The sequence below is a fragment of the Kitasatospora sp. NPDC058115 genome, from assembly GCF_042884635.1.
Taxonomy (GTDB): Bacteria; Actinomycetota; Actinomycetes; order Streptomycetales; family Streptomycetaceae; genus Kitasatospora.
This window is the reverse complement of record NZ_JBHVTL010000010.1, coordinates 184330-198142: the sequence shown is the minus strand read 5'-3', so window position 1 is coordinate 198142 and position 13813 is coordinate 184330. Positions and strand designations below refer to the sequence as shown.

3 protein-coding genes and 1 pseudogene are annotated in these 13813 nt (G+C 71.8%); 3 read left to right on the top strand and 1 reads right to left on the bottom strand.

The features are described 5' to 3' along the window. Window positions 1–1586, top strand: a pseudogene (locus ACFVVL_RS13545) (hypothetical protein); the annotation flags it as partial. A 244-nt stretch (window positions 1587–1830) separates the two neighbouring features. Here the strand turns inward: ACFVVL_RS13545 and ACFVVL_RS13540 are convergent. Beyond that, complete coding sequence (locus ACFVVL_RS13540) at window positions 1831–5652, bottom strand: ricin-type beta-trefoil lectin domain protein (protein ID WP_387674394.1); 3822 nt, start codon at window positions 5650–5652, stop codon at window positions 1831–1833. A 277-nt stretch (window positions 5653–5929) separates the two neighbouring features. On the opposite strand from ACFVVL_RS13540, the gene ACFVVL_RS13535 reads away from it, so the two are divergent. Together ACFVVL_RS13535 and ACFVVL_RS13530 are read left to right on the top strand one after the other, a co-directional pair. Further along, window positions 5930–13327 carry an RHS repeat-associated core domain-containing protein gene (locus ACFVVL_RS13535; RefSeq protein WP_387674391.1) on the top strand — a complete coding sequence of 2466 codons (7398 nt, stop codon included), beginning with the start codon at window positions 5930–5932 and terminating at the stop codon, window positions 13325–13327. A gap of 8 nt (window positions 13328–13335) precedes the next feature. Further along, window positions 13336–13785, top strand: a complete 450-nt coding sequence (locus tag ACFVVL_RS13530; RefSeq protein ID WP_387674388.1) for a hypothetical protein — start codon at window positions 13336–13338, stop codon at window positions 13783–13785. Window positions 13786–13813: the final 28 nt, after the last annotated feature.

Here is a 13813-nt window from a genome sequence, read left to right as displayed (position 1 = left end):
CGAATGTGGCGACGGCCCAGGGTCTCGACCCGGCGGGTCTGCCGGTGGTGAGTCCGCCGGCTCAGGCGACGGTGCCGGTCACCTCTGTCGCCGGCTTGTCCCTGGCGAAGACGGCGGACACGGCCGGTCCGGTGAACGTGGGTGACACGATCACGTACACGTACACGGTGACCAACACCGGTACGGCTGCGGTGCACTCGCTGACCGTGACGGATGACCGGGTCTCGCCGATCACGTGTTCGGCGACTTCGCTGGCGGCCGGAGCGAGCACGACGTGCACCGGTAGCTATGTGGTGACGGCCGCGGATGCGGTGGCGGGTGAGGTGACGAATGTGGCGACGGCCCAGGGTCTCGACCCGGCGGGTCTGCCGGTGGTGAGTCCGCCGGCTCAGGCGACGGTGCCGGTCACCTCTGTCGCCGGCCTGTCGCTGACGAAGAAGGCGAACACCGCCGGTCCGGTGAACGTGGGTGACACCATCACCTACACCTACACCGTGACCAACACCGGTACGGCGACCGTGAACAGCCTGACGGTGACGGATGACCGCGTGTCGCCGGTGACGTGCGTGGCGACTTCGCTGGCCGCCGGAGCGAGCACCACCTGCACGGGTAGTTATGTGGTGACCGCCGCCGACGCGGTGGCTGGGAGCGTGACGAACCACGCGACGGTGAGTGGCCTCGACCCGCAGGGTGTGCCGGTGGTGAGTCCGCCGGCGCAGGAGACCGTCCAGGTCGCTTCGGTGGCGAGCCTGTCGCTCACCAAGCAGGCGAGCACGGCCGGTCCGGTGAACGTGGGTGACACCATCACCTACACCTACACCGTGACCAACACCGGTACGGCGACGGTGAACAACCTGACCGTCACCGACGACCGGGTCGCCCCCGTGACCTGCGTCGCGACCACCCTCACCGCCGGGCAGAGCACCACCTGCACCGGCAGCTACGTGGTCACGAGCGCGGACGCGGCGGCCGGCAGCGTGACGAACCACGCCACGGCCGGCGGTCTCGACCCGCAGGGCCGGCCCGTCCAGAGCCCGCCGGCGCAGGCCACCGTGCAGGTGGCGGGTGCGACGTCGAGCCTGTCGCTGACCAAGCAGGCCGATGTGTCCGGCCCCGTCCACCCCGGTGACACGATCACCTACCTCTACATGGTGACCAACACCGGCACGACCACACTGACCGACGTGACCATCAGCGACGACCGGGTCCCGGACATCACGTGCGAGGCGACGACCCTCGCTCCCGGGCAGAGCACCACCTGCACCGGCAGCTACCTGGTCACCGAGCAGGACGCCAAGGACGGCCACGTCACCAACCGCGCGACGGCCAACGCCCTGGACCCGGGTGGCCGACCCGTCCAGAGCCCGCCCGTCGAGCTCTGCATCACCGTCGAGGAGTGCCCGCCCCCGCCGCACGACGGCTACGAGTCCGAGCACCCCGAGTTCTCCGACCACCCCGAGTTCTCCGACCACCCCGGATTCTCCGACCACCCCGGGTTCTCCGGGCGTCCTGACTACCTCGACTACATCGACCACCTCGACCAGTTCCGCTACTTCGGCTACCTGGTCGGGCCGCGTGAGCGGTGAGCGATCCGGGTCGATAGCCGACCCGGGTCCGGCACCCGGTCCGTCGCCGTCGCCGAGGCGGCGCCGGACGGTGCCTCCCGGGTCCCCCTCCGGCCCGGTCGCACGGCCCCCTCCGTGGCTCCGTCCTGACGGAGCGCACGGAACGGGCGACCGATGACGGCCCGGCTCCTGCTCCGACGCGGCGGCCCCACCGGACGGATGTCCGGTGGGGCCGCCGTGCTGTGTGCGGAGGAGTGTCAGGCGGTCAGGGCCCGGTCTCCACGGTCAGGGTCCACTGCTGGTTGGCCTGGAGCGCGGGGCAGTCCCAGATGCCGAGCCGGATGCCCTGGTTGGCGTCCCAGCCCGGGCGTTCCAGGCAGCGGCCGGTGGGGGCGGAGGCCGTGGCCGTGGCCGGGAGGTAGATCCGGCCGTCGGGGGTCATCGCCCACTTCTGGCTCGGCTTGTTGCCGCAGGTGGAGAGGCCGACCTTGGTCCCGTTGGCGAGCGAGGGATCCTGGGCGGTCAGGCAGTAGCCGGAGGCGCGGATCGTGCCGTCGATGCCGAAGGTGAACCGCTGGGTGACAGAGCTCCAGCAGCCCCAGACGGACATCTCGGCTCCGTCGCGCGGGCCGCCCTCGGCGTCGAGGCACTGCCAGGGGACCTGGTTGGAGTGCAGGGCGACGCTGGTGTTGGCGTAGCCCATGAAGGAGATGCCGGAGAAGCCGTCGACCTTGCCCTTGGCGTTGCCGGTGCCGGTGAAGACGGCGATGGCGCCGGTGTTGTCCATGACCCAGAGGTCGGCGAAGCCGTCACCGTTGAAGTCGGCGGCGCCGATCTTGGGGTGGTTGGCGGCGGTCAGGCCGTCGCCGCGGTCGATCAGCTTGCCGCTGTTGGGCTTGGTCAGCGCGCTGAAGTCGGTCTCGCCCTCGGCGGTGCGGGTGATCGGGTAGGAGAAGACGTCGCCGGTGGCACGGTGCCGCGCCCACAGGGTGGCCTGCCAGGCGTCGGGGTGATCGGGCGTCGTGGTCACCCCGTTCGCGGGGCCGGGGTTGATGAGGTCGTACTCGTCCCAGCTGCCCGATCCGGGGGCGGTCGGGATGAGCAGGGCGGGGGAGTTGACCTCGTTCCACTTCAGCTCGTGGGCGTCGTGCAGCCAGAGCCGACCGCCTTCGACGGTGAGCACGGAGGTCTGGCTGATGATCTTCGTCTGGGCCGGGCCGGTCGGGGTGGCCGGGAACTTCTGGGTCAGTTCGCCGCTGGGGGTGCCGAGGGCGACCAGCTGGCTGACCTGGGACCAGTCGGAGGCGAACGGCCGGTCGGCCGGGCAGGCCAGGCCGGAGGACGGGACGGCCGCGCAGGCGGTGGCCGGCTGCCGGGTCAGCGGAATCCTCGTGTACTGGTCGTACCGCCCGGTGCCGTCGTTGTCGATCAGGTAGAGGTTCTTCTTGAGGTTGGCGTCACGGGTGTTGTGGACGATCAACTGGTCCAGCGCCCCGGCCTCGTTGAGCGTGCCGCGGTGGGTGACCTGGTAGTCGGCCCAGCTGGTGGTGGTGTCGTTGACGTCGTTGCGCGGTGCGCTCGCGGCGGAGGCGGTGATGGCGCGCGACGGGTCGTTGTTGCCGCTCAGGGTCCGCAGGTTGCCGGCCGCGTCCGGGGTGACGATGTCGGGGATCTGGTCGCCGTCGGTGTCGCCGAAGATCGGGGCGGTGCCGGGCTTCCAGGGGGCGTAGAAGTTGTAGTCGGCGCGCTGGCTGTAGTTGCCCGCGACGTCCATCGCCCACGCGTAGACGGAGTTGGTGCCCCAGCGGGTCGGGGCGAAGGAGACCGACGCGCCCGGGCCGTAGGTGCCGGACTGGCCGCACTGCCACCCGACGACCGGGGTCGGGTCGGTGCTGAAGCGCACGCAGGCGATGCCGGAGGCACGCAGGCCGGCGGCGGGCGCCGGGTCCTCGGCGTTGATGACGAACGTGCCCGGGTGCTCGGGGTCGTTGGCGAACCGGGCCGGGTGGTCATTGGGCGTGCCGGACGGCGGGAAGTCGGTGGAGCTGATGCTGAGGCGCGGGTTGGTGCGGTCGACGCGGAAGTAGCACCAGACGCTGGACGGCGAGGTGAGGGCCTCGTCGGTGACCCGGGCGAGCCAGCCGTACTGGTGGCCGTCGGCGAGCGAGCCGACCGGCAGGGTGTAGCCGGGGTCGTTGTAGCTGCCGCCCCAACCGCCGTCGACGATGCTGAAGTTGGGGTCGTTGTCGTCCCAGACGTGGAAGCCGGTGTAGAGGCTCTGCCCGGTGGGGGACCAGCTGTTGGCGGTCAGGTAGATGTTCTGGTTGCTGCCGACCCAGCCCGGGTTGTCCCACGGGTTCGCGCCGCCGCTGGTGCACTCGGCGGTGGTGTGGTTGTTGGCGAAGCCCGGTGCCGGGCTGGTGCGCGGGTACCAGACGGTCGGGGTGATGTCGTAGGTGCTGGCGATGCTGGGGTTGCTGGCGATCTTGTGGCGGTAGAGCTTCTCCCACTCGGTCGCCTGCGGGGCGATCCCGATGGTCCAGACCTGCCACTTCTCCGCGGCGGCCCGCTGCATCCAGCCGGTGACGTCGACGGCCAGCGGTCCGGACCCGGTGATGCGCTGGGTCCCGACGTAGTCGCAGCTGTCCATGATCAGGTTGCCGTTGGTGCCGCACGGCTGGTTGTTCCAGTCGCTGGCCTCGCCGATGGTCCGGCCCTGCGGCGCCGAGTAGACGCCCAGGTCGGTCGGGGTGCCGGGGCTGGAGGCGTCGGTGACCTGGCCGTTGAGGGTGGAGGTGTAGAGGGTGGGCGGGAACTGCGCCCCGTTGGGGATGGTGGAGAGGGCGGGGTTGATCCGGATCTGGAAGTAGGCCCGCTCGCGGCCCTCGACGGCGCAGTTCAGCTGCGGGTCGCTGCTGTGGTAACCGCAGTACCCGGTCGAGAGGTTGGTCTTCTTGTTGTAGTTCCTGGCGGTCTTGTAGTTCTCCTGGACCTGCACCGAGCCCTCGGAGGTGCTGGCGGCCGAGGTGAAGGTCGGGTCGAGGTACCAGGGACCGGTGCCCGAGCCCAGGGCGGCCCGGTCGGGCGTCAGCTCCAGGGCGCCGCCGGTGACGGCCGTGGTGATCGCGGCGACGTTGGCGCCGTCCCCGGGGCCGTCGGCGGTGGAGGCGGGCGGCGGCGGGGGCGCGTCGGGATCGTTGCGCGCGGCCGCCGAGCGGCCCGTCGCGGCCGACTTGGCCGGGGCCGCGGCCGGCGCGGGCCGGGAGGAGTCCCACTGCAGGGCGGGGGAGGAGTGGAAGCGGACGGTGCCCCGGTCGTCCTTGACCTCCACCTCACCGGAGTCGGTGGTGGAGACGTCCAGTCCCTCGGCCGTGATCGGGAAGCGCAGCGTCTTCAGGGCGGGGCCGGCGGCGGCCTCGGCGGTGCGGACGACGATGACGTCGCGCCAGCCGCCGTCCGCGAGGGCGGTGAGCTGGAGGTCGACGCTCGGCAGGACCTCCGGGTAGGTGGCGGTGGCGCCGTTGAGGGTCGGCTTCGGGAGGGCGAACGGGGCGTCGAAGGAGAGCTTCTTGCCGTCCTCGGTGGCGAGCGTCGCCATGGGACCGCTGCCGCCGCCGGAGAAGGTGACCGGGGTGGAGGAGACGGCCGGGGTGAGGGTGCCGTCGGGGTTGGCGCGCAGCGTCGCGTCGAGCTCGGCCCAGCTGCCGGACTTCCTGGTGCGGACGGGCGCGCTGTGGTCGGTGGTGGTGAGGGTGCCGTCCGGGTTGGCGACGGTCCGGGAGGACTCGGTCGTCATCGCCTCGACCACGACCGGCTTGCCGGTCGCCTTCGCCATGGAGATGGCGTCGAGCATGGCCTGCTGCTCGGGCGTGCGCTGCGGAGCGGTCCCGGTCGGGGTGACCGCCGTCCGGCTGTCCCCGGCGGGGCCGGGGGCCGCCGCCGCCGCGGTGGCGCCCGTCCCTCCGAGCAGGCCGAGGCCCAGCGCGAGGCTGGTGCCGAGCGCGGCGAGGGCGCGGTTCGGTGACCTGCGAGGGCTGCTGCGAGGTATCCGGTTCGGCGGTGATTGGGTGCTTCTGATGGACGACATCGGTCCCCTCCGGTGGAGCCCGCCCTCCAGGGCGGCGTGTGCGGGAACGAACGATGTCTGCTGGTCAGGGGGTTGGTCAATCCCATTCGGCGCTTTGTTCGCACATGTCCCATTGGCACCATGCGCCTCGATAACAAAGGTGTAAACCAATTCCGGTTTGTCCGATTCGCGGTGGCGGGGCGCAGTTGATGATCACTAACGTCCGTGCCCGATCTATGCGCGGACAGGCGCGTCGGAGCCTGATGACGCGTCATGCCGTCTTACGAAGGGGACTGACGTGGAGCTTCGGCATGCCCTGGGGCGGGCCGGGAGGACGGGCAGGCGCTGGTCGCCGGGCCTGGCCGCCCTGCTCGCCGTGACATTGACAGGTGCGGTGGTGCCGCCCGGTGTGGCCTGGGCCGCGGAACCCGGGTCGGAGGACCTGATCTGGTCCCCGGCGCAGACACCGCTCGGCGCTGACACGCCGTCGGTCGCGGGCCGCGACCACCGGCCGGACGGGACGGGCGCCGCGTCGGCGGCGCGTCCGGAGACCTGGACGCCGGCCGTGGCCGCGCCCGTGGTACCCGGCAGGGCCACCGTCCGGCTGGGCGCCGACGGGGCGGAGGCCAAGGCGGCCCGGGCCGCGACCGGCGGGGTCTCCCCGGCCTCGGGCGGTGCCGGGCCGAGCCGGGCCGGCACCCTGCCGGTGCTGCTCGCGCCCGTCGGTGACGGTGCGTCGCCGGCCGCGTCGCCGTCGGCCCGCGCGGCCGGCGCACCGCAGGCCACCGCGGTGTCCGTCGAGGTGACGGACACCGCCAGGGGCAAGGCCGCCGGCGCCGGCAGCGCGCTGGTCGCGCTGACCGACGCGGACGCCACGCCCTCCGCCGAGGGCCGGCGCACCCACGTCTCGCTGGACCTGAAGGGCCTTCAGGCCGCGGGCTGGGCGGACCGGGCGCGGCTGGTCGCGCTGCCCGCCTGTGCGCTGACCACCCCGGAGCGGGAGGAGTGCCGGACCAGGACGCCGGTGGAGTCCACCGTCGACGCCAGCGGCAGGCTCTCCGCCGACGTGGTGCTGCCGTCCGCCGGTGCCGCCGTGTCGGCGAAGACCGCCGCGCCGGCCGCGCCGAGCGCCCCGGCGGCGGCCCCGATGGTGCTGTCCGCCGAGCCGACCGGGTCGGGAGCCGGCGGCAGCTACGAGGCGACGGCGCTGGCCCCGTCGATGGAGTGGAGCGCCGGCTCGAACGTCGGCAGCTTCACCTACAACTACACGATCCAGGTCCCGCCGACCCTGGGCGGCCTGGCGCCGTCCGTGGTGCTCGGCTACAACTCCTCGTCCGTCGACGGACTGACCTCGGCGACCAACTCCCAGTCCTCCTGGATCGGTGACGGCTGGTCGTACGAGCCCGGCTTCGTCGAGCGCTCCTACCGCACCTGCGACAAGGGCGGCGACAACGGCATCAAGGGTTCGGGCGACCGCTGCTGGGGCGGGCAGAACGCCACGCTCTCGCTGGCGGGCCGCTCCGGCACCCTGGTCCGCGACGACACCACCGGCGTCTGGCACCTCCAGGGCGACGACGGTTCCAAGGTCGAGCAGCTGACCGGCGCCCCGCGCGCGGCCGGCGAGCGCGCGTACAAGGACACCGAGTACTGGCGGATCACCACCCCGGACGGCACCGAGTACTACTTCGGCAGCAACCACCTGCCCGGTGGCGACGCCACCGACCCGGCCGCCCAGTCCGTGCTGACCAGCCCGGTCTACTCGCCCAACCCGGGGGACCCGTGCTACAGCGCGTCCACCGGCAAGGGCTCCTGGTGCCAGATGGCCTACCGCTGGCAGCTCGACTACGTCGTCGACGCGCACAAGAACCTGATCGGCTACCGCTACGCGCCGGAGACCAACCACTACAGCCGTGGCGGCGGGCAGAACAACGGCAACGGCACCCTCACCCCCTACGAGCGCGCCACCACGCTGACGCAGATCGCCTACAACCAGCGTTACGACGAGCAGAAGGCCGCCAAGGGCACCCTCACCCCGGGCGCGCTGGTGACGTTCGACGCCACCGCCGAGCGCTGCAACCCCAGTGGTGCGATCACCTGTGCCGAGAGCCAGCGCACCACCGCCAACGCGGACTTCTGGCCGGACGTGCCGGTCGACCAGCTCTGCGCCTCCTCGGGCACCTGCACCAACTACGCGCCGACCTTCTTCTCCACCAAGCGGCTCACCTCGATCACCACGCAGGTGACGACCGGCTCCGGCCCCGTCACCGTGGACAGCTGGGCGCTCGGCCAGTCCCTGGTGGACCCGGGCGACGGCACCAAGCGCACGCTCTGGCTGGACTCCATCACCCGGACCGGCACCAACGGCCGGCCGGGCGCGGCGCTGAAGCCCGTCACCTTCGCCCACAAGATGATCCCGAACCGGGTGGACGGCCTGGTGCCGGCCTCGCCGATGTTCATGCGCCCGCGCATCAAGGAGATCACCACCGAGACCGGCGGCCGGGTCAACGTCGTCTACACCGACCCCGAGTGCTCGCGCGTCAACAACCACATGCCGGCCTCGGCCGACAGCAACACCATGGCCTGCATGCCGGTCAACTGGTACCCGCCGGGCCGCACCCCGCAGCCGGGCCAGACCGAGGTGTTCCCGGTCAACGACTGGTTCAACAAGCCGATGGTGCGCACGGTGACCGAGCAGGACCTGGTCACCAGCCCCTCGGTCACCCGGACCACCGAGTACACCTACCACGGCACCGCCGCCTGGCACCGGGACGACGCCGAGTTCACCGACCCCAAGGCCCGTACCTGGGACTACTTCCGCGGGTACGAGGCGGTCACCACCACGACCGGCAGCGCCTTCCCGGGCGAGGCCCCGAAGACCCAGCAGAAGAGCACCTACCTGCGGGGCATGGACGGCGACTACAAGGCCGACGGCACCACCCGCAGCGTCGAGGTCGCCAGCCCGCTCGGCGGCACCGTCAAGGACAGCGACTGGCTGGCCGGCACGGTGCTCGCGGCAGAGGTCTTCGACCAGGCGGGCGGCACGGTGAAGGCCGTCTCCGGCAGCGTGCGCTCCGGCCAGACCGCGACCGCGACCCAGAGCCAGAGCGCCGGCGCACCGAAGATCTACGCCCGGTACCCGGACTCCCAGGTCACCGACATCAGCAAGGACAAGCTGGCGGACGGCAGCTGGCGGACCACCACCAAGGTCACCACCACCGACCCCGCGCACGGCAACCGGGTGCTGCACACCGCCGACAAGGGCGACGGCACCGCCGCCACCCCGGAGCTGTGCACCACGCTGACGTACGCGGTCTCCGACAACCCGCTGCTGATGATCCTGCCCGCCCAGCGGACCACCGTGCAGGGCCCCTGCGGCACCACGGCGACCGCGGCGAACACCGTCGGCGGCAGCCGGACGCTGTACGACGGGCGGCCGTTCAAGCAGGCCGGGACCACCGGTGACGCCTCCGGCGTCCAGGTGCTCGACCACTACGACGCGGCCGGCAACCCGGTCTACACCCACGGCGGCAGCACCACCTACGACGCCTACGGCCGCACCGTCACCACCGCCACCCCGGACGGCTCGGTGTACGACGCCGCCGGCGCGCAGCTGAGCGGCGCCACGCTCACCCCGGCCGTCACCACCACCACCCGCAGCCCCGCCACCGGACTCTTCCCGACCACCGTGACCACCACCGGCCCGCTCGGCGCCGGCTGGACGGCGGTGGTCAACCAGGAGCCCGGCCGCGGCCAGGCGCTCAGCGAGACCGACACCAACCAGCGGACCACCACCCAGCAGTACGACGGCCTCGGCCGCCGCACCGCCGTGTGGGTCCCCGGGCGCGGCCTCGACCAGCTGCCCAACATGCGGTTCGGCTACGCCGTCAACGGCACCGCCGGCCCCTCGGTGATCACCAGCGAGTGGCTGCAGCGCGCCGGCAACACCTATTCGGGCCAGCGCGAGCTGTTCGACGGCCTCGGCCGCATCCGGCAGGTCCAGCGGACCAGCGACGCCCGGGCCACCGGCCGGCTGATCACCGACACCGTGTACGACTCGCACGGCTGGGTGATCAAGACCTCGGAGCCCTACTACGAGGCGACCACCGCGCCCAGCACCGCGCTCTACCTGCCGCAGGACTCGCAGGTGCCGTCGCAGACCTGGACGTCGTACGACGGCCTCGGCCGCCCGGTGCGCGCCGAGTTCCGCTCCAACGCCAACCTGCAGTGGGCGACCACCACCGCCTACCCCGGTGCCGACCGGGTGGACGTGACCCCGCCGGCCGGTGCCTCGCCGACCACGACGATCACCGACGCGAGGGGCCGCACCACGGCGTCCTGGCAGTACCGCACCGCGACGCCGACCGGCAACCCGGCCGACGCCGACATCAGCACCTACACCTACACCGCGCTCGACCAGCCGGCCACCCACACCGACCCCTCCGGGAACACCTGGGCCTACGGCTACGACCTGCTGGGCCGGCAGACCTCGCTCACCGACCCGGACGCCGGTACCTCCCGGACGTACTACGACGCCAACTCCCGGGTCGACCACACCGTCGACGCCAAGGGCAACACGCTCTCGTACACGTACGACCTGATCGGCCGCAAGACCGGCCAGTACAACGGCGGCGTCGCCGACGCGAACCTGCTCGCCTCCTGGACGTTCGACACGCTCGCCAAGGGCCGGCTGACCTCGTCCACCCGCTACGTCGGCGGGAAGGCCGGCGCGAAGTACGTCAACGCCGTCACCGGCTACGACACCGGCTACCGGCCGACCGGCACCGCCGTGACCATCCCCTCCGCCGAGGGGGCCCTGGCCGGCACCTACAGCACGTCGATCACCTACGAGCCCGTCCTCGGGCTGGTGGACACCATGACGCTGCCGGCCGCCGGCGGACTCCCGGCGGAGACCATCGGCTACACCTACAACGACACCGGGCTGCTGGTCTCCAGCAAGAGCCTCAAGAAGTCCGTGGTGGCCGAGGTCATCTACGACGCCGCCGCCCGCCCCGTGCGCACCACCGTCGGTCCGTACGGCACCCAGGTGGTCTCCACCCAGCAGTACGACTGGGCGAGCGGGCGGGTCGTCAACGCCTTCGTCGACCGGCAGAACGGCACGGTCTCGGCCGACCAGACCAGCTACACCTACACCCAGTCCGGCCGGATCACCTCGGTGACCAACCTCCAGGAGGCCCGCGACCGGGACCTCCAGTGCTTCACCTACGACGGCATCGGCCGGCTGACCAACGCCTGGACCGACACCGGCGGCACCCACACCACCGCCGACTGGACGGACTCCTCCGGCGTCAAGCACGGGACCGGCAGCTCCACCGCCGTCCCCGGCACGGGTGGCTGTGACAACGCCGGCGGCCCGGCGGCCGTCAGCCCCGGCGGGCGCACCGTCGGCGGCCCGGCACCGTACTGGAACACCTACAGCTACGACGCCGCGGGCAACCGCACCGGCCTGGTCCAGCACGACATCACCGGCAACAGCCTCAACGACACCACCACGACCTCGGTGTTCGGCGCCGCCGGAACCCGCAACACCCCGACCACCGCCCCCGGCACCGGAGGCGGCACCGGAGGCCCGCACGCACTGCTGAGCTCGGTCACCAACGGCCCGGCCGGGAGCAGGACCACCCGCTACCAGTACGACGCGGTCGGCAACACCACCGCGATCACCGACACCTCCGGCACCACCAGCCTGGCCTGGAACGCCGAGGGCAAGCCGACCACGGTCAGCAGGACCAGCACGGCCGGTGACACCACCTACGTCTACGACGCGGACGGCAACCAGCTGGTCCGGCACAGCCCGGGGAAGACCACGCTCGTGGTCGGCACCGACGAACTCACCCTGAACACGGCCACCCAGGGCACCACCAACACCCGCACCCTCGCGGCGGGCGGCGGGCTGACCCTCACCCGCGTCACGGCACCGGTCGGCGGCGGCACCGTCGTCGTCCAGGCCGCCGACCCGCACGGCACCAACGGCCTGCAGATCGGCACCGACGCGGCCATGACCGTCACCCGACGGCCCACCGACCCCTTCGGCAACCCGCGCGGCAGCCAGCCCGCGGCGTCCTCCTGGGCGGGCACCAAGGGCTTCGTCGGCGGTCTGAAGGACGAGAACACCGGTCTGACCAGCCTCGGGGCGCGGCAGTACGACCCGGCGACGGGCCGCTTCATCAGCACCGACCCGATCCTCGACCCGGCGAACCCGAGTCAGTGGAATGCCTACGCCTACTCCTACAACGACCCGGTCAACGCCAGCGACCCCAGCGGCCTCTACGGCAGCTGGTGCGCGACCCAGGCCTGTGCCGAGGCGACCCAGAAGGAGGAGGACGAGCGGGCCGCGGCCAAGGCCGCCGCCGAGGCCGCCGCCGCGGCGGGCAACGGCGGAAGCGGCGGGACCGCCGCGAGCGGTGGTGGCGGTGGTGGCGGCTCGTCGCAGACCGCGACGGCCACCTCCACCCGCAAGACCTACGTGGCGATCACGATGACCGTCGCCGTGCAGGACGACGGTTCCGGTCTCGCGCAGAAGCTCAAGAAGGCCTACGCGTCCGAGATCGGGAAGATCAACCACCCCGAGTACATGACGGTGAAGGACGAGAACCGTGCCATCGCCGCCGCGTGCAAGGCCATCGGCCCGGCCTGCACGGACGAGGTCGAGGACCTGATCGAGTACATCTCGGTCATCAACGGCTACTCCAGCACCGGGTGGGAGGCTCCTGCGGCCCGCTCCGGTCTGCTGGTCAACTCCTGCGCCTTCCACAGCTCCTGCGGGAGCGAGAACAACGGGATGTTCCTGGCCGGCGAGGAGGGCACGTTCGGCGACAAGAAGAACGGCAACCCCGACCCGGGCTCCTTCGACATCGACTACGGCAACGGCTGGTGGCTGGTCTGCCACAGCTTCGTCGCCGGGACCCCGGTCCTGATGGCGGACGGCACGCTGGTGCCGATCGAGCAGGTCCGGACGGGGGACCAGGTCCTCTCCTCCGACCCGCAGCAGGGGCTGACCAGGCCGGAGACGGTCACCGCCGTCATCGTCACGGACGACGACGAGGAGTTCACCGACCTCTCCGTCGCGGCGTCCGCCGAGGGCGGCCCGGCCACCGCCGAGAGCGCGGCCGTCCTCACGACGACCGCTCACCACCCGTTCTGGAACGCCGACACCCAGCGCTGGGAGGACGCCCGTGACCTGCGGGCCGGTGAACTCCTCCAGCAGGCCGACGGGACCTCCGCGAGGCTGAGCGCGGTCGACCACCGGGTCGGCGCGGAGCGGACCTACGACCTCACGGTGGCGAACCTCCACACGTACTATGTGCTGGCAGGCGCCACGCCGGTGCTGGTCCACAACAACGACGATCCGAAGCCCACCCCCTACAACCCCTGTGGCGGTGGCAGCTCCCCGCAGGGCGGACACACCTCGGGGACGGAGCGGCCGCCGTGGACCGGCGGTACGCCGGACTCGGTGTACACCCGGACGGGCAAGGACGGCACTCCCGTCCAGAACACGATCTACGACAAGAACGGAGCCGCAGTCGGCCACTTCGACTTCAAGGACCACGGGACCGGTGGGCCGCACGGCCATGTGATCGACCCGCCCGGCACGAAGGGCGGCGGCCACGGTGCGGGTGCCCCCCACATCCCGGAGGCCGAACTGCCGAAGGGCTGGAACCTGCGACCGCGGAAGTGAGTGAGAAGGTGACTGGAGTCGAACTCCTGGAGGAGTCCGTTCCCGAGTTCCTGGAGAGGTTCCTGGGCTTCGAGGACGGGGTCGTCTCCCGGATCTCCGTCGTCCTCCCGAGGGGGGACGACGCCGGCCGGACGGTCGAGGTGGAGGTCCAGGCCCTGGACCGGACGAGTCCGGGAGGGGAGGGGCGCAACGCCCGGCTGTTCGGGTGGAAGCTGGTGAGGATCGCCATGCACGGCATCGACGCGTACCGGTTCGCCGAGACCCGTCAGTACCCGTTGCAGGTCCTCTCCGACGGTCTGAAGATCGGCGTCGCCGACGGGTTCTTCGTGCTCGACCTGGACCCGGGGCCGGACGAGTGGTCGGCGTCGGCGATCCACGACGAGGCGAACAGCTACTCCAAGCAGTACGTCGTGTCGCAGCGCTGCTCGTTCGAGGTGCTGGACGGTCCGTTCATCTAGCCCGATCGCGCCCAGCGCATCGACGGAG

Excerpts from the sequence above, each read along its gene's own strand:
- ACFVVL_RS13540 (WP_387674394.1), bottom strand. The coding sequence starts at position 5,652 with ATGTCGTCCATCAGAAGCACCCAATCACCGCCGAACCGGATACCTCGC.